Source organism: Oceanibaculum pacificum (assembly GCF_001618175.1).
Classification (GTDB): Bacteria; Pseudomonadota; Alphaproteobacteria; order Oceanibaculales; family Oceanibaculaceae; genus Oceanibaculum; species Oceanibaculum pacificum.
This window is the reverse complement of record NZ_LPXN01000035.1, coordinates 1-18,786: the sequence shown is the minus strand read 5'-3', so window position 1 is coordinate 18,786 and position 18,786 is coordinate 1. Positions and strand designations below refer to the sequence as shown.

Annotated in this window: 18 protein-coding genes; 6 read left to right on the top strand and 12 right to left on the bottom strand. The window is 67.7% G+C overall.

Annotated features, from left to right (window positions below):
* Nucleotides 1-29 precede the first annotated feature (29 nt).
* Genes addB through tsaE form a run of 4 tightly spaced genes read right to left on the bottom strand, consistent with a single transcriptional unit; the run spans nt 30 to nt 5,237 of the window.
* Complete coding sequence (addB, locus tag AUP43_RS03235) at nt 30-3,035, bottom strand: double-strand break repair protein AddB (RefSeq protein WP_067552616.1); 3,006 nt, start codon at nt 3,033-3,035, stop codon at nt 30-32.
* Nucleotides 3,035-3,760 carry a nucleotidyltransferase family protein gene (locus tag AUP43_RS03230; protein WP_067552613.1) on the bottom strand — a complete coding sequence of 242 codons (726 nt, stop codon included), beginning with the start codon at nt 3,758-3,760 and terminating at the stop codon, nt 3,035-3,037. Before AUP43_RS03230 ends, addB begins: the two co-directional genes overlap by 1 nt.
* A complete protein-coding gene (locus tag AUP43_RS03225; protein WP_067552610.1) occupies nt 3,757-4,764 on the bottom strand; it encodes an aminoglycoside phosphotransferase family protein in 1,008 nt (335 codons plus the stop codon). The genes AUP43_RS03230 and AUP43_RS03225 overlap by 4 nt, the downstream gene beginning before the upstream one ends.
* A complete protein-coding gene (gene tsaE, locus AUP43_RS03220; RefSeq protein ID WP_232314863.1) occupies nt 4,761-5,237 on the bottom strand; it encodes a tRNA (adenosine(37)-N6)-threonylcarbamoyltransferase complex ATPase subunit type 1 TsaE in 477 nt (158 codons plus the stop codon). The genes AUP43_RS03225 and tsaE overlap by 4 nt, the downstream gene beginning before the upstream one ends.
* Before the next feature lie 157 nt (nt 5,238-5,394).
* Between tsaE and AUP43_RS03215 the strand changes: the two genes are divergently transcribed.
* The gene (locus AUP43_RS03215; protein WP_067552607.1) at nt 5,395-6,411 is read left to right on the top strand and encodes an NAD(P)/FAD-dependent oxidoreductase; all 1,017 of its coding nucleotides are present in this window, start codon (nt 5,395-5,397) and stop codon (nt 6,409-6,411) included.
* A 5-nt stretch (nt 6,412-6,416) separates the two neighbouring features.
* Here the strand turns inward: AUP43_RS03215 and AUP43_RS03210 are convergent, their stop codons facing one another.
* The 8 genes from AUP43_RS03210 to AUP43_RS03175 all read right to left on the bottom strand — a co-directional run bounded on the left by AUP43_RS03210 (nt 6,417) and on the right by AUP43_RS03175 (nt 14,731).
* Nucleotides 6,417-8,597, bottom strand: a complete 2,181-nt coding sequence (locus AUP43_RS03210) for a sensor histidine kinase (RefSeq protein WP_198154808.1) — start codon at nt 8,595-8,597, stop codon at nt 6,417-6,419.
* A 91-nt stretch (nt 8,598-8,688) separates the two neighbouring features.
* Nucleotides 8,689-9,984: an adenosylhomocysteinase gene (gene ahcY / locus AUP43_RS03205; protein ID WP_067552601.1), complete on the bottom strand. Its 1,296-nt coding sequence runs from the start codon at nt 9,982-9,984 to the stop codon at nt 8,689-8,691.
* Nucleotides 9,985-10,124: 140 nt separating this feature from the next.
* Nucleotides 10,125-10,406, bottom strand: coding sequence for an HPr family phosphocarrier protein (locus tag AUP43_RS03200; RefSeq protein ID WP_067552598.1), 282 nt, complete (start codon nt 10,404-10,406; stop codon nt 10,125-10,127).
* The gene (locus AUP43_RS03195; RefSeq protein ID WP_067552595.1) at nt 10,403-10,810 is read right to left on the bottom strand and encodes a PTS sugar transporter subunit IIA; all 408 of its coding nucleotides are present in this window, start codon (nt 10,808-10,810) and stop codon (nt 10,403-10,405) included. The genes AUP43_RS03200 and AUP43_RS03195 overlap by 4 nt, the downstream gene beginning before the upstream one ends.
* Before the next feature lie 38 nt (nt 10,811-10,848).
* Nucleotides 10,849-11,793 (bottom strand): RNase adapter RapZ, encoded by a 945-nt coding sequence (gene rapZ, locus AUP43_RS03190; RefSeq protein WP_067552591.1) that lies wholly within the window; start codon nt 11,791-11,793, stop codon nt 10,849-10,851.
* Between the two features lie 10 nt (nt 11,794-11,803).
* Nucleotides 11,804-12,229, bottom strand: coding sequence for an HPr kinase/phosphorylase (locus AUP43_RS03185; RefSeq protein ID WP_067552588.1), 426 nt, complete (start codon nt 12,227-12,229; stop codon nt 11,804-11,806).
* 7 nt (nt 12,230-12,236) lie between these two features.
* Nucleotides 12,237-14,000: a stimulus-sensing domain-containing protein gene (locus AUP43_RS03180; protein WP_084462510.1), complete on the bottom strand. Its 1,764-nt coding sequence runs from the start codon at nt 13,998-14,000 to the stop codon at nt 12,237-12,239.
* 32 nt (nt 14,001-14,032) lie between these two features.
* A complete protein-coding gene (locus tag AUP43_RS03175) occupies nt 14,033-14,731 on the bottom strand; it encodes a response regulator transcription factor (RefSeq protein WP_067552585.1) in 699 nt (232 codons plus the stop codon).
* Nucleotides 14,732-14,967: 236 nt separating this feature from the next.
* On the opposite strand from AUP43_RS03175, the gene AUP43_RS03170 reads away from it, so the two are divergent.
* The 5 genes from AUP43_RS03170 to AUP43_RS18560 all read left to right on the top strand — a co-directional run bounded on the left by AUP43_RS03170 (nt 14,968) and on the right by AUP43_RS18560 (nt 18,753).
* A complete protein-coding gene (locus tag AUP43_RS03170; RefSeq protein WP_067552582.1) occupies nt 14,968-15,462 on the top strand; it encodes a copper chaperone PCu(A)C in 495 nt (164 codons plus the stop codon).
* Nucleotides 15,440-16,195, top strand: a complete 756-nt coding sequence (locus AUP43_RS03165; RefSeq protein ID WP_067552579.1) for a HugZ family pyridoxamine 5'-phosphate oxidase — start codon at nt 15,440-15,442, stop codon at nt 16,193-16,195. Before AUP43_RS03170 ends, AUP43_RS03165 begins: the two co-directional genes overlap by 23 nt.
* 145 nt (nt 16,196-16,340) lie before the next feature.
* Nucleotides 16,341-17,948 (top strand): phosphoenolpyruvate carboxykinase, encoded by a 1,608-nt coding sequence (locus AUP43_RS03160; RefSeq protein ID WP_067552576.1) that lies wholly within the window; start codon nt 16,341-16,343, stop codon nt 17,946-17,948.
* 78 nt (nt 17,949-18,026) lie between these two features.
* Nucleotides 18,027-18,437 carry a winged helix-turn-helix domain-containing protein gene (locus AUP43_RS03155; protein ID WP_084462508.1) on the top strand — a complete coding sequence of 137 codons (411 nt, stop codon included), beginning with the start codon at nt 18,027-18,029 and terminating at the stop codon, nt 18,435-18,437.
* A 16-nt stretch (nt 18,438-18,453) separates the two neighbouring features.
* Complete coding sequence (locus AUP43_RS18560) at nt 18,454-18,753, top strand: GIY-YIG nuclease family protein (RefSeq protein WP_084462506.1); 300 nt, start codon at nt 18,454-18,456, stop codon at nt 18,751-18,753.
* Nucleotides 18,754-18,786 lie beyond the last annotated feature (33 nt).

Sequence of the window (18,786 nt, the reverse complement as noted above, 5' to 3'; positions counted from 1 at the left end):
GGACACAGCGGAAAGCGCCGCAATCCGATTCATTCCGCCTCCTCCTCGCCGCTGGAGGACCATTCCTTCACCCGCGCCAGATGCAGATAATCGCTGTAGCGCGGGGCGGCGTCCGGATCGGGACGCGACAGGTAGGGCGTGGCGGGGTCGGCATAGGCGGCGATCAGCCGTTCCAGCCCGTCGCGGGCGCTTTCGGTCACGGCGGCGATATCGTCGGCGGCAGGGCTGATCTTGCCGGCCGGGTCGCCGCCGGACAACCGCCAATAGGACAGGTCGGAGACCGCTGCGGGGGCCAGCCCCGGAAAGCCGCCCTGGGCCGCGATCAGCGCTTCCAGCGGCAATTGCGGCGCATGGCCGGCGGCGACCTCCCGCTTCGCCGGTGGCTGGCCGGTCTTGTAGTCGATCAGCGCCAGCGTGCCATCCTTCAGAAGGTCGATGCGGTCGGCCTTGGCGGTCAGCGTGAAGCCTGCCAAGTCGATCTGGCCGCGCAGCTCGGTCAGCGTCCGGGCGATTCCGTCATGCCGCTCCCGCTCGGCGGCGACGAACCAGCTTGCGATGCGCTCGAAGCGCGGCCACCAGAAGGCCCAGACGCCCGGCCGCTCCAGCGCCTCGGCGAACACCGCCGCGCCAATGGCCAGCAGCCGCTCCTGCGCGTCCGGCGGCAGATGGCCGGGATGGTCCGCCAGGAACCGTTCCAGCGCCTTGTGGATGATGGTGCCGCGCTCCGCGGCACCCGGGTCGGCGTCGATGGGGTCCAGCGCGTGCAGCCTCAGCACCTTGGCGGCGTAGATGGCGTAGGGATCGCGCATCAGCGTCTCGATCTCGGTGACCGACAGCCGGGTCGGGCGCGCCGCCAGCGGCGGCCGTGGCTCCGGCCGGGTGACGGGACGGATGGCCGGCGGCCGGTCGATGGCGGCCCACCAGCCGCGCCAGACAGGTTCCGCCCGCCGCAGCGTGGCGGCGGCCGGCCCCAGGACCGTATCCAGCCGCAGCAGCCAGCGCGAGGGCACGGTCGGCGCGCCATCGACCTTCTCGGCCCGCGTCAGCACGATCTCCGGCGCGGCGAATCCTTGCGCAAAATCGTGCGCCGACAGGCCGATGCGGCGTTCCGGCAGCGGCAGGCCGAATGCGCGGCGCATCGGTCGGCTCATCCAGGGGTCGGCCCCGGCCTCGGGCGGCCAGGTGCCCTCGTTCAGCCCGCCCAGCACCACCAGGTCGGCCTGCTGCAAGCGCGCCTCCAGTGGCCCCCAGATGGACAGGCGCGGATGGCTGGATTGCCGCGGCCGCACCACCCGCCCAGCCAGCAGCGCGTCCAGCAGGGCGGGATAGAAGCCTGGACCGGCCAGCCCCAGGGTGCCCGCCGCCTCGCGCAGTTCGGCCAGGAAATTCGCCGCCGCCTCGCCGGCCTCGCCGCGCCACAGCCGCACCGGGCCGGGCTCGTCGCGGCTGGCGGCCAGCGCCTCGGCCAGCCGGCCATGCGCCTCCAGCAGTTCGGCGGGGTCGGCCCTGTCCGCCGCCATCAGCGCGCTGAACGGCGCCAGCAACGCCTCCAGCCGGTCGAGCCAGGGAAACAGATGCGCCAGGCGCGGCCGGTGGTCGCGCTGGGTGCGCTCCTCCAGATCGCGGATATTCTGCTCCAGCGCCTCGCGGATGCCGGCGACGCCTTCCTTCGGGCGCGGGCCGCGCAGGGCGTGTTCCTCAAGCAGGCGCACGCGGCGGCGGAAATCCGCCGGATCCTCACCGCCGGCCGCCAGCGGGTGCTTCAGCGCGGCGAGCAGGGCCAGCGGCGCGCAGCGTTCGGCGGCAAGCGCCGCGGTCAGGCGCAGAAAGCCGCCGGGCGGGGTTTCCATCAGCGGCACGCCGGCGGAATCGTCGACCAGCAATTCCCAGCGCGCCAGCTCGGCGGCGACGCGGCGGGCGAGCGACCGGTCGGGCGTCACCAGCGCGGCGGTCTTGCCCGGCACCTCCAGCGCCTGGCGCAGCACCAGGGCGATCACGCCCGCCTCCTCCTGCGCGGTGGCGCAGTCGATGCGCGACAGGCCGGCCAGGTCGGAATCGCCAAAGGGCGCTGCCTGCCGCCAGGCTTCCGTGGTCTCCGCCGGGCGCAGCGCCTCGGCCACCAGCCGCTGACGGGGGGAAGGGGCCGGGGGGATGGATGAGGCGGTCCAGTCCCGCACCGCGCCGCGCGTCACGCCGAGATGGCGGATCAGCTGCGCCAGATTGAATTGCGGGTGGGTTTCGTCGCGCTCGATCGCGGTCCAGGTGGCGTCATCGCTCTCCTTATCCAGGCCGGGCAGCACGATCAGCCCCTGCGGCAGGGCCGCGATGGCGGCCATCAACGCGCGCGTCGCCGGCACGCTGCCGGTGGAGCCGGCGACCACGATGGGATGGTCCGGCGGGCTGGCGTGCCAGATATCGGCCTGCGCTTCCAGCACCGCGTTGCGCCGGGCGGCGGGGTCGAGCGCACCGTAATCGGCCAGCACGCGCGGCCAGAATTCGGTGACGATGCGCAGGAATTCCAGCGTCACCTGCCAGTGCCGGGCGTAATCCTCCGGCACCAGGGCGGCAAGCGCGTCGAAGGTCAGTTGCTCGGTCTGCACCTGGTCGAGCAGCCGGGCCAGTTCCGCCGCCAGGCGCACCGCCTGGTCGGGCCGGTGCGGGCCTTCCGGCCGGCCCTCGCCCAGTTGCAGGATCAGCCGGGCCAGCAGCAATTGCCGCTGCAGGCCGGGGATGGCCGGCGCGATATCCAGCCCCTCGCCAGACAGCAGCTCCTCGCCGCCCTGCAGGTCGATCTCCTCGGCATCCAGATCGCCCAGCGGCATCATGCGCGGCAACAGCATCGGCCGCCCGTCGGCCAGCCGCAGGAAGGCGTCGCGCAGGCTGCGGCCGCCGCGCCGCGTGGGCAGCAGGATCAGCATGCGCGACAGCGCCAGCGGATCGCCCCCGGCGCGCTGCATCAGCCCGGCGGCCAGCGCATCGACGAAGCCCGCTGTCGGCGGGATGGTGAAGACGGGCGGGGCTGCCGCGTCCGCCATCACACCATTTTCAGCGTATGGCCGGCGAGGAAGGCGGATTCGGTCTCGGCCACATCCGCCGGCGTGCTGACGTGATACCACATGCCGTCATGCACCATGCCGTGCAGCCGCCCGGCCTCGGCCGCCTTGTCGTAGAGGATGTTCAGCGAGAACGGCCCGTCCGGCGCGCCCTCGAACAGGCGCGGATGCAGCATCTGCACCCCCATATAGGCGAAGGGCACGATCTCATTCTGCTTGCGGCGGCGCAGTCGGGTATCGGGATGCAGGAAGAAATCGCCCTCGCCGCGATAGCCCGGCGCGCCATAGGTGGGGAACAGCATCAGCAGCGCATCCATCGTCGCATCGTCCCAGAAAGCGACCAGCCGCGCCAGGGCGGAGGACAGGCCGTTCAGCCACAGGCTGTCGCCATTCACGGCAATGAAGGCGTCCTCACCCAGCAGCGGCAGCGCCTTTTTCACCCCGCCGCCGGTTTCCAGCAGCACCTCCTCGCGGGATAGCAGGATTTCCGGGCTGCGGCGGTTCGCCAGATGGGCTTCCAGCACCTCCGCCTTCCACCAGCTATTCACCACCACGGTGCCGATGCCGGCCTCCTCCATCCGGTCCAGCGCATAGTCGATCAGCGGTTTGCCGCAGATCGGCACCATCGGCTTCGGGATGGTGTCGGTGATCGGGCGCAGGCGGCGGCCCTCGCCGGCGGCCAGGATCATCGCGCGGGGTGGTTTCATGCGGGCGTCTCCGGGATGCGGCGCAGGTCGGGCGGAAAGGTCTTGGCCAGCCAGGCGCGCAGCGGCGCCAGCGCCGGATCGTCGGTGTCGCGGTCGATCAGCCGCCACAGCCGGTCGATATGGCCGAGATAGCGGTGCTTGCCGTCGCGGCGCGACAGGCGGGTGAAGATACCGATAATCTTCATGCTGCGCTGCGCGCCCATGATGCGGTAAGACAGCGCCAGCGCCGTCGGGTCGAGGTCCGGGAAGGCCGCCGCATAGCGCGCCAGCAGCGCCGCCGCGAGGTCCGGCGGCACGTCGCGCCGCGCATCCTCCAATAGCGAGACCAGATCGTAGGCGGCGGGGCCGATCACCGCATCCTGGAAATCCAGCAGCCCCAGCCCGGCGACGCCGGCCCGGCCGGGCAGCACCATCAGATTGTCGACGTGATAGTCGCGCAGCACCAGCGTCGGGGCAGCGACCCGCGCTTGCGCCAGCAGCGGCGTCAGCACCTCCGTGAGGCCGGACCGGGCAGCCTCGATGTCGGCCTCGGGGACAAGGGCGGGCAGGTACCAGTCGGTCAGCAGATGCGCCTCGCGCAGGAACAGCGCATCGTCATAAGGCGGCAGGTCGATGGCGGCGGCGCGCGGCTGGCGATGCAGATCGATCAGCAAATCGACGGCGGCGGTGTAGAGCGGCGTCTCGTCCGCGCCGGAAGCCAGCGCGCGGGTGAAGGTGGCGTCGCCCAGATCCTCCAGCAGCAGGAAGCCGGCCTCGGCATCGCGCGCCAGGAGGCGCGGCGCGCTGTAGCCCAGCGCCACCAGATGCTCGGCCATGGCGATGAAGGGGCGCACATCCTCCTGCGGCGGCGGGGCGTCCATCAGCATCGCGCTCTCGCCCTGCCGCCGGATACGCTCGTAGCGCCGGAAGGAGGCGTCGCCGGGCAATTTCTCGCGCGCGCCGTCGCCCCAGCCGGCGCGGGCCAGGAAGGTATCGATCAGATCGTCGCGGGTGGTCGCACTCACAGGCTCAGCCCTTTCAGCCGCGCGGGCCAGTCGCCGCCGCCGGCCAGGCTGGCGCGGCGGCCGTCTCCCGCATGGGTCAGCGTCAGATCGAGCCGCCGGGCGGGAAGGTACGGCCCCAGCCGGTCCGGCCATTCGATCAGCGAGACGGCGTCGGCAAAGGCGTCCTCCAGGCCCAGCTCGATGGCCTCCTCCGGCTGCTCCAGCCGGTACAGATCGACATGCCAGACGGCCGGGCCGTCGGGCGGATCGTAGGTCTGCACCAGGGTGAAGGTGGGGCTCGGCACCTCGATAGCCGCGCCGAACAGCGCCCGGATCAAGCCGCGCGCCAGCGCCGTCTTGCCGGCCCCCAGATCGCCGCGCAGCGCCACCACATCGCCCGCCCGCAGCCGCCTGGCCAGCGCCGCGCCCAGCGCCAGCGTGGCCGCCTCGTCGGGCAGGTCGAATTCGGCGATGAGGGAGGTGGAATCGGACACGCGGGCAATGGTCCCTGCGACACGGCACTCGTCATCCCCGGTTGTAGCGAGGCGGCGGCGGATAGGCAACGGGGCATGCCCGGATTCCGCCTGGGGTTGATATGGCCGCCGCGCCCGGCCATGTTTAGCGACGTTTTCCGCAAAGCGACCGGTTCCCATGAGCAATCCCAACAAGACCGATGTAGCGATCATCGGCGCCGGCCCGGTCGGGCTGTTCGCCATCTTCCAGCTCGGCATGCTGGGCTTTCGCTGCCAGGTGGTCGACGCGCTGGACGGCATCGGCGGGCAATGCATCGCGCTGTATCCGGAAAAGCCGATCTTCGACATTCCGGGATATCCCAAGATCGAGGCGGCGGCGCTGATCCACCGGCTGGAGGAGCAGGCCTCCCCCTTCGCGCCGATCTTCCATCTGGGCCAGCAGGCGACCGGCCTGACCCGGCTGGAGGATGGGCGCTGGCGGCTGGAAACCTCCGCCGGCACGGTGATCGAGGCCGGCGCGGTGGTGATCGCCGCCGGCTCCGGCGCGTTCGGGCCGAACCGGCCGCCGATCGAAGGGATCGAGGCCTATGAGGGAAAGTCGCTGCACTACATGGTGAAGCGGCGCGAGGATTTTCGCGGCAAGAAGGTGGTGATCGCCGGCGGCGGCGATTCCGCGGTCGATTGGGCGCTGTCGCTGTCGGAGATCGCGCAGGTCATGGTGGTGCACCGGCGCGGCAAATTCCGCGCCGCCTACGAGAATGTCTGTCGGCTGGAACAGCTGCATGCCGAGGGCGTGCTGGAGCTGGTGGTGCCCTATCAGCTACAGGGGCTGGAGGGCCATGACGGACAGCTCGACGCCGTCACCGTCTCGACGCTGGAGGGCACGGTGCGCCGGCTGGAGGCCGACGCCATGCTGGCCTTCTTCGGCCTGTCGATGAATCTGGGGCCGATCGCCGAATGGGGGCTGGCGCTGGAGCGGCACATGCTGACGGTCGATCCCGCGACCTGCCAGACCAGCGTGCCCGGCATTTTCGCCATCGGCGACATCAATACCTATCCCGGCAAGCTGAAGCTGATCCTCACCGGCTTCGCCGAGGCGGCCCATGCGGCGCACGCCATTCACCCCATCCTGCGGCCCGACACGGCGCTGCATTTCGAATATTCCACCACCAAGGGCGTCCCCGCCGGCGGGTGAGGCTGCTAAAGCATCGCCTCCGGCACGGGCGTCGGGGGTTGCGGCGGGCCGTCGACCGGAAGGTGGATGTGGACGATGGTGCCGTGGTCGATTTCCGAGCGCATCTCGACCGTGCCGCCATGCAACTCCACCAGGCTCTTCACCAGGGAAAGCCCCAGGCCGGCCCCGGCCTCGCGCTGGTTGCGGCCGCGCTCGAACTTGCCAAATACGCGATTCTGATCGTGCAGCGGAATGCCGACGCCATTGTCGCTGACGGTCAGCGTTACCTGGTCCGGCTCGCGCCGCCGGGCCGCGAGCGTGATGGTGCCGCCCGGCAGGGTGAATTTCAGCGCGTTGGAGATCACGTTGAACAGTGCCTGCTTCAGCCGCCGCTCGTCGGCCTGGATCGAGCCGATATCGTCCGGACAGTCGAGCACGATCTGTAGATCGTGGTTGCGCGCGCCCTCAGAGGACAGCACCAGCAGCGAGGCCATGCATTCGGCGATGTCCACCGGCTCCACCGTCAGCGTCATGTAGCCGGCCTCGATGCTGGCGAGATCGAGAATATCGTTCACCAGCGAGATCAACCGCTGGGAGGAGGTCAGGATCGCCTGGCTATATTCCTTCTGCCGGTCGTTCAGCGGCCCGAAATAGCCCTGCGCCAATATTTCCGAGAAGCCGACGATGGCATTCAGCGGCGTGCGCAGCTCGTAGGAGACGTTGGCGACGAACTCGCTCTTCAGCCGGTCGGCTTCCTCCAGCGCCTCGTTGCGCTCCAGCAGCACGCGCTCGACGCGGACGGAATCGGAGACATCGACATAGGAGATCAGCGTCGCGCCATCGGGCAGCGGCACGAAGGCATAGTCGATGGCCGTGCCATCGCCGCGCAGATGCCGGCCGGCGGTGGTTTCCCGCTCGCTGATCCGCGCCAGCGTCTCCGCCTTGAACGCCGTCCAGTCGATATGCGGGAAGAAGCCGCGCGTCGCCTCCATGATCTCGGAGATATGCGGCTCGGCCTCCAGCATCTCGGTGGGCAGGGCCCACATGCGGGCGAAGACCGGGTTCCACAGCTTGAGGCGCGCATCGCCGCCGAACACGGCGATGCCTTCATGCAGCTTGTCGATGGTCTCGCGCTGCACCGCGTTCAGCGTGTTGTAGCTGCGCTCCATCGCCAGCCGGTCGGTCACATCCTCGTCGGCGAAGACCAGCCCGCCGAACGGATGCGGCGTGGTCACCCGGCGGATCGTCGTTTCGTCGGGGAGATGCAGCAATTCCTCGTCCGGCCCCAGCAGGGAGGTGAAGCGCTTCTCGATGCCGCGCTTCACGGCCTGGAAATCGGTCACCTCCGGCAGGCGGCGGCGTTCGCGTAGCGCGTCCAGCACCTCGCCCAGCGTGGGTTCGGCGGCAAGGAAGCGGGTATCCAGGTTCCACAGGCTGGCGAAGGTGGCGTTGAAGAATTTCAGCCGCCGGTCGGGCCCGAAGATGGAGATGGCGACCCGCAGATTCTCCAGCACATCGTCATGCGCGGCGATGTGGCGGTCCAGTTCCGCCTGCGCGCGCTCCAGCGCCGAGACGTCGAGCACATAGCCGACCGTGCCGGCGGCCTCGGCCAGCGGCGTCTCGGTGAATTCCATCAACTGCCGGCGGCCGGCGGCCGCGACATGCCGGCTGGCGGATTGCGGATGGCCGCTGCGCAGCGCCCGCAGCGCCAGCTCCGGCCCGGTCTCGGACGATCCCGCGCCGCCGATCTCGCCCTCCTCCTCGACGCCGCCGGTATCGGCCAGCAGCGCGCGATAGGCCCGGTTGCCCCAGGCGAAGCGCGCCTCGGCGTCCCGCCGCCAGACCGGCACCCCCAGCGCCTCGGTCGCGGCGAACACCGCATCCCGCCCGGCGGCCTCCGTCAATCGCGCCTCGGCGGCGGCCAGCGCGTCGCCGGTGCGCGCCAAGGCCCGCTCGGCCTCATCGGCGCGCGCCTCGGCGCGAACAAGGCGACGGCGCAGGATCAGGGCGAGGGCGGCAAGCAGGATAAACAGCAGGGCGACGCCGCCCAGCGCCAGCGGATGGCCGGCTATCGGCAGGCCGCCAACCAGCCCGGCAGCCTGAGCGAAGGCCGGCATGGCCGGCATCGCGAGCATGCAGCCGGCGAGGATGGAGAGCAGTGGCGCGCGCAGCAGAGGATGCGACATACCGGCAACTGTAGTCAGCACCGGCCACCGCCTCAATGCCCGTAAGCCAGGACAAAGACAAAAGGGCCGGCGCATGACACGCCGGCCCTTCGGAAACCCGCTTCGCGCCGGATCAGTAGCGATACTGCTCGGCCTTGAACGGCCCGGTTTCCTCGACGCCGATATAGGCGGCCTGGTCCGGGGTCAGCTTAGTCAGCTTGGCGCCGACCTTGGCGAGATGCAGGGCCGCCACCTTCTCGTCGAGATGCTTGGGCAGCACATAGACCTTGCGCTCGTAATTCGCGTGGTTCTTCCACAGTTCCAGCTGCGCCAGCACCTGGTTGGTGAAGGAGGCGCTCATCACGAAGCTGGGATGGCCGGTGGCGTTGCCCAGATTCACCAGGCGGCCCTTGGACAGCACGATCAGGCGCTTATTGTCCGGGAACACCACCTCGTCGACCTGCGGCTTCACCTCTTCCCAGGTGTAGTTGGACAGCGCGCCGATCTGAATCTCGGTGTCGAAATGGCCGATATTGCAGACAATGGCGCGGTCCTTCATGGCCCGCATATGGTCGATGGTGATGATGTCCTTGTTGCCGGTCGCGGTGACGAAGATATCGGCCACCGGGGCGGCATCCTCCATGGTCACGACCTGGAAGCCTTCCATGGCCGCCTGCAGGGCGCAGATCGGGTCGATCTCGGTGACCATCACGCGCGCGCCGGCATTGCGCAGCGAGGCGGCGGAGCCTTTGCCGACATCGCCATAGCCGCACACCACGGCGACCTTGCCCGACATCATCACGTCGGTGGCGCGTCGGATGCCGTCGACCAGGCTTTCGCGGCAGCCATAGAGATTGTCGAACTTCGACTTGGTGACGCTGTCGTTCACATTGATGGCCGGAACCTTCAGCGTGCCCTTCTTCTGCATCTCGTACAGGCGATGCACGCCGGTCGTGGTCTCTTCCGACAGGCCGCGCACATCGTTCAGCATCTCAGGGTACTTGTCGTGCATCAGCACGGTCAGGTCGCCGCCATCGTCGAGGATCATGTTCGGGGTCCAGCCGTCCGGGCCCTTCACGGTCTGCTCAATGCACCACCAGAACTCCTCCTCCGTCTCGCCCTTCCAGGCGAAGACCGGAATGCCGGCGGCGGCGATCGCCGCGGCGGCCTGGTCCTGGGTCGAGTAGATGTTGCAGGACGACCAGCGGATAGTGGCCCCCAGATGGGTCAGCGTCTCGATCAGCACGGCGGTCTGGATCGTCATGTGCAGGCAGCCGACGATGCGCGCGCCAGCCAGCGGCTTGGAATCGCCATACTCCTCGCGCAGCGCCATCAGGCCCGGCATCTCGGTCTCGGCGATACGAATCTCGCGGCGCCCCCAGTCGGCCAGCTTGATGTCGGCGACCTTGTAGTCGGTGAAGGAACTCATCGGCTGTCTCCTCTGGGATTCGCCCAAGGCGATATGGTCTGAAAATCTGGCGCGGCTATAGCAGAGGGCAACCATCGGGGCAAGAATAAAGATATCTTTATATAGTTATGCGCATCGGGCGAGCTGCTCCTGGCGGCGGGCTACTCCTCGCCGAACTTGTCGGCGACGAGTTGGTCGATGGCGTCCACCGCCTCTGCGGCCTGCGGGCCGGTGGCGGTGACGTCGATGGTGGAGCCCGGCGCGGCGGCCAGCATCATCAGGCCCATGATCGACAGACCGGAGACGGTGGTGCCGCTCTTCGAGACCTGGATGTCGGCCTCGTACAGATCCGCCAGCTTCACGAATTTGGCGGCCGCGCGGGCGTGCAGGCCGCGCTTGTTCAGGATGGTCAGCGTTCTGCTGACGGCGGCGGCGGTGGTCAAGAGGCCTCCCCGGCGAGCAGCTTGGAGGCGACGTTGATATATTTGCGTCCGGCGTCCTGGGCGCTCTCCACGGCGCGCGCCAGATCCTCGGTCAGGCGCACGCTGGCCAGCTTGATCAGCATCGGCAGATTGACCCCGGCGATGACCTCCACCTTGGCCTTGTTCATGATCGAGATGGCGAGGTTCGACGGCGTGCCGCCGAACATGTCGGTCAGCACCACGACGCCCTCGCCTTCCTCCACCTCGCCGACCTTGTCGAGAATTTCCTGCCGGCGCTGCTCCATGTCGTCATCCGGGCCGATGCAGACGGCGGCGACCCGTTCCTGCTTGCCGACGACATGTTCCAGAGCGGCGATCAGCTCCGCGGCCAGACGGCCGTGGGTCACCAGCACCATGCCTATCATATGGACTTCCCCTGCTTTGTCCTTGTCCTTGGCATTCTTTAGAGGCCGCTCTTCTGGCGGCTTGCCCAGCGTTCGAGATCGCGATGGGTCAGGATCACCCGCTGGCCTTGTTCGCCCAGCCAGATGGCCAGCCGCTCGGCGACATAGACGGAGCGATGGCGCCCGCCGGTGCAGCCGATGGCGATGGTGAGATAGCTTTTGCCTTCCTGGTAATAGCGCGGCAGCAACGGCCCCAGCATGGCGATCAGCCGTTCGAAGAAAGGCTCGAAACCCGCATCGCGCTCGATATGGGCGGCAACGTCCGGATGCCTGCCGTCCAGCGGGCGGAGCGCATCGACATAATGCGGATTGTCCAGGAAGCGCACGTCGAACACCAGGTCGGCCTCGCGCGGCAATCCTTCGCGGTAGGAGAAGGATTCGACCGTGATGGTCACGCCCTGGCGCGGATCGAGCGCGAATTCGGCCCATAGCCGGCGGCGCAGATCGCCGGGGGCGAGCGCCGTGGTGTCGATCACCTGGTCGGCGCGCTCCTTTAGCGGCGCGATGCGCTGGCGTTCCAGCTCGATGCCGTCCATCACCGGCCGGTCGGCGGCCAGCGGATGACGGCGGCGGGTCTCGGTGAAGCGCCGGGCCAGCACCTCGGTATCGCAATCCAGGAACAACAGCCGCACTTCGGGGCCGCTATCGGCGCGCAACTGGTCGATCAGGGCGGCGACGCGCTCCACCTCGAAATCGCGGGTGCGGATGTCGACGCCGATGGCGATCGGGCGCGGGTGGCCGCCGCCCTGCGGAGCCGGGCCGGCGCAGCCGCCATCGATCAACAGCCGCAGCAGGCCGATCGGCAGATTGTCGATGGCCTCATAGCCAATATCCTCCAGCGCCTTCAGGCACGCGGTGCGCCCGGCCCCGGATAGCCCCGTGACGAGCACGATCCGGTCGGAATGGGACGCCGTTAGGGCGGGGGCTGTGGCCGTGTCGGTCATGAGCCGCGCATTATTCCCCCGCAAGCCGGGCCACGGCAAGCCGAAGCTTGGCCGGGGCCGACGCCTCGAACGGGGAAAGCAGCAGCAACGGCACGGCAATGCCCAGATATTCGCGGCTGCGCCGCTCCGGCAGCCGCTCCATCCGGGCCGGCGCGACCAGATCGACGACCAGCGCCACCGGCACGCGCTCGCGCGTCGGCATGTCGACAATGCCGATGCCGCGCACCTCCAGCCGGCCGCGAATCGTCTCCGGACATTCAGCGATCAGCCGGTCGCCCTGCCGGCGCAGCCGGGTCTGATCGTCCGCCACCAGCACCGCGCCGGCCTCAATGGCGCGCAGCGCCAGGTCCGACTTGCCGCTGCCGGACGGACCGCACAGCAGCACCGCGCGGCCGTTCAGCGCAATGGCGGTGGCATGCACCAGCAGCTCGCTCATGGCCGGATCAGGCCTTGGGCAGGCGCACGGTGAAGCGGGCGCCGCAGATATTGCCGTCGGCGTCGCGGCGGTTTTCCGCCGTTATCGTGCCGCTCAGCGCCTCGACGATCTGTTTGGAGATAGACAGGCCGAGACCGGAATGGCGGCCGAACTTCTCGCCCTTCGGCCGTTCCGTGTAGAACCGGTTGAAGATGTCCGCCAGCTTGTTTTCCGGGATGCCGGGGCCTTCATCCTCGACCGTGAACAGCACCCAATTGCCGTGCCGGCGGGCCGAGACGGCAATCGTGCCATCGGGCGGCGAGAAGCTGATGGCGTTGCTGATCAAATTGCGCACCACCTGGCCAAGGCGGGTTTCCAGCCCCAGCACCACCAGCTTTTCCTTTGGCAGGCTGAGGCTGAAGGAGGGGCCCTCCTCCCGCGTCACCGCCATATAGACCTCGATCAGGGTCGAGAGCATGACGGTGATATCCACCGGCTCGGCATCGGCGCGCGACAGCTCGGAATCCAGGCGCGAGGCGTCGGAGATGTCGCTGATCAGCCGGTCCAGGCGCTGCACGTCGTCCAGGATCACGGCCATCAGCCGCTTCTGCTGGTCGGGATCCTTCACCCGGGCGGCGGTCTCCACGGCGCTGCGCAGGCTGGTCAGCGGATTCTTGATCTCGTGCGACACATCGGCGGCGAAACGCTCGATGGCGTCCATGCGCTGCCAGATCGCTTCGGTCATCTCGATCAACGCACCCGACAGGTCGCCGATCTCGTCGTTGCGGCGGCGGAAATCGGGGATGCGGTATTGCCGGTTCATGCCCTGGCGCATCCGCTCCGCCGCCGCCGCCAGCTTGGAGAGCGGGCGCGTGATGGTGCCGGCGAGATAGAGCGACAGCGCCACCGTCAGCGTGAAGACCAGGGTGAAGACCTTCAGGATGTCGATGCGCACGGCGCGCACCCGCTCGTCGATCACCTTGTCGGTGCCGGTGATCATCAGCGCGCCCAGCACCTGGCGGTAGCTCTGCACCGGCACGGCGACCGACAGCAGCATGCGACCGTCGCCGGTCTGTCGCAGCTCGGTCGCCGGGTCGCCCTGCAAGGCGCTGCGCACTTCCGGGTAATCATTGCCGCTCTGCACCGGGGCCTCGGCATAGGCCGGCAAATTCTCGTTGGTGGGCAGCCAGTTCATCACCCAGTCATAGATCGTGTTGGCCACCCGTTCGGACAGGCCGGGCCGCTCGATGATCGGCGGCAGCGGCTCGATCTGCACCGTGCCGTAGGGGCCGCGCAACAGGCGGCTGTCGGCGATCAGCTCGCCATCCAGCCGGAACACCCGCAGGCGGGTGCGCATCGGCCCTTCCAGCCGGCGCACAAGCTGGCGCGCCAGCTCGCCGGAGATATCCACCCCATCGTCGGACGGCATCTGCACGGCGCCAGCGCCCAACGCCTCGGCGAACAGATCGGCCTGCAGGCGCAAGGCCTGCAACTCGGCCTCGATCAGCCCGCGGCGATATTCGTCGACATAGAACACGCCGGCCACCAGCAGCCCCAGCGCCAGCAGGTTGATCGCCAGGATGCGCGTGGTCAGCGGCGACCAGCGCCAGCGGCGGCGGCGGCGCAGGCGCGCCTCAGCCTCCTCTAGGGCCTGTACGGAGGCGCTGTCCTCGCCGCCTTGGGGCTCGCCTGCCCCCCCCTCGGGCGGCAGCACGGCTAGGGGCGGCCGGTCCTCCAAGGGGACCGGCAGGGACCGCCGTTCCTGCGACTGGTGCTCGGCGCGTGAAGACATTGTCTACGCAGCCCTTGCGCTGGAAAAAAGCATCAGCCCTCGCGATAGCGATAGCCGACGCCATACAGGGTCTCGATTTCCTGGAAGTCGTCGTCAACCTGCTTGAACTTTTTGCGCAGCCGCTTGATGTGGCTGTCGATGGTGCGGTCGTCGACATAGATCGATTCGCCATAGGCCGCATCCATCAGCTGGTCGCGGTTCTTCACATGGCCAGGCCGCTGGGCCAGCGCCTTCAGGATCAGGAATTCAGTGACGGTGAGGTTCACCGGCCCGCCCTTCCAGGTGCACATGTGGCGGCGCGGATCGAGCACCAGCTCGCCGCGCACGATGACGTTCTCCTTGCCCGGCTCAGTCGTTTCCTGCGCCAAATCCTGGCGGCGCAGCAGCGCGCGGATGCGCTCGATCAGCAGGCGCTGCGAGAACGGCTTGGTGATGTAGTCGTCCGCGCCCATGCGCAGGCCCAGCACCTCGTCCACCTCGTCATCCTTGGAGGTCAGGAAGATCACCGGCATCGCCGTCTTCTTGCGCAGCTTGGACAACAGCTCCATGCCATCCATGCGCGGCATCTTGATGTCCAGCACCGCCAGATCGACCGGGCGCTGGCTGATGCCTTGCAAGGCCTCCTCGCCATCGCCGTAGGTGCGTACCTCGAAGCCCTCCGCCTCCAATGCGATCTGCACGGAAGTTATGATGTTCTGATCGTCATCCACCAGCGCGATGGTATGTGCCACGGTCTCCCCCTTTGGAAGGACGTCCCCAATAAAACCCCATCGGACGCGCTTTTTGCCGGCCGATCAGGATGGATAGCAAGGGATTTAGACTTTTTCGGTGCATTCTGCCAAGTTTTCGCAAATTACCTGTAATCGACGGAAATCTGCGGCTCTGCGGCGTCATGACCTGTTGAAGGCATTACTCCCAGAGATCATCTTGACGGAAAATTGCCGCAATTGAACCCGGGAGTATAACCATGCGTCTTTTATCGTCCCTTATCGTCGCCGCGCTGGCGTTGCTGATGCCGGTCGCCGCCAGCGCCCATCATGACCATGTCGAGGCCAGCAAGGTGTGGAGCCGCGCGACACCGCCGACCGCCAAGACGGGCGCGGTCTACATGACGCTGACCAACGATACCGGCAAGGCCGACAAGCTGGTCGCGGTGAAATCCGACGTGGCGGAAAAGGTCGAGATTCACACCCACATGATGGAGAATAACATCATGCGCATGCGCCGCATTGACGGCGTGGAGGTGGAGCCGGGCACCCCGGTCGTCTTCCAGCCGGGCGGGCTGCATATCATGCTGATCGGATTGAAGCAGCCGCTGGTCGCCGGCCAGGCGATTCCGCTGGTGCTGGTCTATGAGACCGCCGGCGAGGTGAAGGTCACCGCCGAGGTGCTGCCGACCGGCGCCGCCGGTCCCGAGGGCATGGGCGGCATGGGCGGCCATGGCAAAGCCCACACCCACTGAGAGCGGCACTAACGTCGAGGACACGCCGGGCGACATCGCCCGGCGGCTGATCCGCACAGCGGATCGCGGCACGCTGGCGACCAGCCTGGTGGGGGCCGAGGGCTGGCCCTATGCCTCGCTGGTCCTGCTGGCCTGCGACCATGACGCGCGGCCGCTGCTGCTATTGTCCGACCTGGCGGACCATACGAAAAACCTTAAGACCGACGCCCGCGTGTCGCTGCTGATCGACGGCACGGCGGGCTATGAGGAGCCGCTGACCGGCCCGCGCGTCACGCTGCAGGGGCGCCTTCAGCCCAGCGGCGATGAGATGTTGAAGCGACGCTTCGTCGCCCGGCATCCAGGGGCGGCGCTCTATGCCGGCTTCACGGATTTCAACCTGTATCGGCTGATGCCGGAGCGCGCGCATCTGGTCGCCGGCTTCGGGCGCATCCATTGGCTGGAGGATTTCCTGTTCGACAGCACGGGCGCGGAAGCGCTGGCCGAGCGCGAGGCCGATATCGTCGGGCATATGAACGAGGATCATGCCGATGCCGTCTCGCTATATGCCTCGACGCTGCTGAGCCTGCCGGGCGAAGGCTGGATCATGACCGGCTGCGACCCGGAAGGTTGCGATCTGCGGCGCGGCGGACAGGTCGCCCGCCTGCCCTTCGCCAACCTCGTGCGCGACGCCGAGCAGGCGCGGGCCGAACTGGTGCGGCTGGTCAAACAGGCGCGACGGAATGGCGCAGTTTGAAACTCCGGGGCTGTTTTTGCGTTACAAGGATGTTGCATGGAGCCATGCCGCCCCGTTATCTAGTTTGCACTAATTGAGGCATCGATACGCCCCCGCGCCTGTTCGGCGAGAAGATGCCCGGCAGAATTTTAGGAGGAGACCCGACGTGCACAGCACCGGCACCCAGGCCGCATACGGCCTGGACAATCACGGACTTATCAATCTGAAAGCCGCGCATTGGAACCTGACGACGCCGGCGCTGTACGAAGCGGCGATCCGTCGCGGGGAGGCCGAGATCGGTCATGGCGGCGCGCTGGTGACCAACACTGGCAAGCATACCGGCCGCGCGCCGAAGGATAAGTTCTTCGTCGACGAGCCCGGCTCCAACAAGGACATTAATTGGGGCGAGGTGAACCGGCCGATCTCCCAGGCCCGGTTCGACGAAATTCTCGCCCGCGTGCAGGCCTATCTTCAGAACCGCGAAATCTTCGTGCAGGATTGCTATGCTGGGGCCGACCCCGCCTTCCGCCTGCCGATCCGCGTGATCACCGAAAGCGCCTGGCATAACCTGTTCGCCCGCAACATGTTTATCCAGCCGAAGCTGGACGAACTGCCGGGCTTCCAGCCGCAATTCACCATCGTGAACGTCGCCAGCCTGATGGGGCGCGGCAAGGCCGACGATCTGGCCTCCGAGACCTTCATCCTGGTCGACATGGCCAAGCGCCTGGTGCTGATCGGCGGCACCTCCTATGCCGGCGAGATCAAGAAATCGGTCTTCACCATCCTGAATTACCTGCTGCCGGCCCAGGGCGTGCTGCCGATGCATTGCTCGGCCAATATCGGCCAGCGCGGCGATGTGGCGATCTTCTTCGGCCTATCGGGCACCGGCAAGACCACCCTATCGGCCGATTCCACCCGCACCCTGATCGGCGATGACGAGCATGGCTGGTCGGATAATGGCGTGTTCAATTTCGAGGGCGGCTGCTACGCCAAGGTGATCCGGCTGTCGCGCGAGGCGGAGCCGGAAATCTTCGCCACCACCGAGCGCTTCGGCACCATCCTGGAGAATGTGGTCATGGATCCGGTCACCCGGATGCTCGACCTGGACGACGCCAGCCTGACCGAGAATACCCGCGCCTCCTACCCGCTGGACTTCATTCCCAACATGGATCTGTCGGGCATGGGCGGCCATCCCGATAATGTGGTGATGCTCACGGCCGACGCCTTCGGCGTGCTGCCGCCGATCAGCCAGCTCAGCCCGGAGCAGGCGATGTATCACTTCCTGTCCGGCTATACCGCGCGCGTCGCCGGCACCGAAAAGGGTCTGGGCAACGAGCCGCAGGCGACCTTCTCCACCTGCTTCGGCGCGCCCTTCATGCCGCGCCACCCGACCGTCTATGCCGAGATGCTGCGCGACCGCATCGCCAAGCATGGCGCCAAATGCTGGCTGGTGAACACCGGCTGGAGCGGCGGCAAGGCCGGCGTCGGCCAGCGCATGAAGATCGCCTATACCCGCGCCATGGTGGCCGCCGCGCTGAACGGCACGCTGGCCCAGGTCGGCGTGCGGCAGGACCCGAATTTCGGCCTGCTGGTGCCGGAGAATTGTCCGGACGTGCCGGCCGACGTGCTGGACCCGCGCAAGACCTGGTCGGACAAGGGCGCCTACGACACCACCGCCCACGACCTGCGCGGCCGGTTCGAGAAGAACTTCCAGCAGTTCGAGGCGCATGTTCCCGACAATGTGAAGGCCGCCGGCATCCGCGCCGCCGCCTGATTGACGAGATCGCGAAAATAGCGGCGCGGGTCGAAAGGCCCGCGCCGTTTTTCGTGCCGCCTGCGCTATAATTTCTGCATGAGCCAGCCAGCCCAGAAAGGCGTCACCCGCCGCTCCGCCCCGCCCGCCCGTGGCGACGAGGGCGCGCGCCTCACGCTGCGCGTCGATTTCGGCGCCCAGGGCGCGCTGGGGCCGGGCAAGGTACGGTTATTGGAACTGATCAGCCAGCATGGCTCGATCACGGCCGCCGGCAAGGCGATGCGCATGTCCTACCGCCGCGCCTGGCTGCTGGTCGACGGGCTGAACCAGGCCTTCAAGGCCCCGCTGGTCGAAACCCAGCATGGCGGCCCCGGCGGCGGCGGCGCCGCCCTCTCGCCCCTGGGCGAGGCGGTGATCCGTCACTACCGGGCGATGGAGGAAGCCACCGCCATCGCCGCCGCCACGCATCTGACCGCGCTGACCGACGCGCTGGCGGACCGGTCGGAGTAGCCATTACAGGGCACGCATGGCCTACTACGTCTATATTCTCGCCAGTGATGTACGTTGCACTGTTTATATCGGCGTTACCCATGACATTGCGCGGCGCGCATATGAGCACAGGCAAAGCGCCGTAAAGGGTTTCACTAAACGCTACGCGGTTAAACGCCTTGTTCATTACGAGTTGTTTGGGACAGCGCTAGAGGCCATTCAGCGAGAAAAATCGCTGAAACGTAGGCGCCGCGATTGGAAAGTCAATTTGATCGAACGCGATAATCCCGATTGGCTTGACCTGATTCCCGGCACAAGGCCGGGAATGACGAAGTAAGGGAAATTCTCAGACCGTCACCCCCGGCCTTGT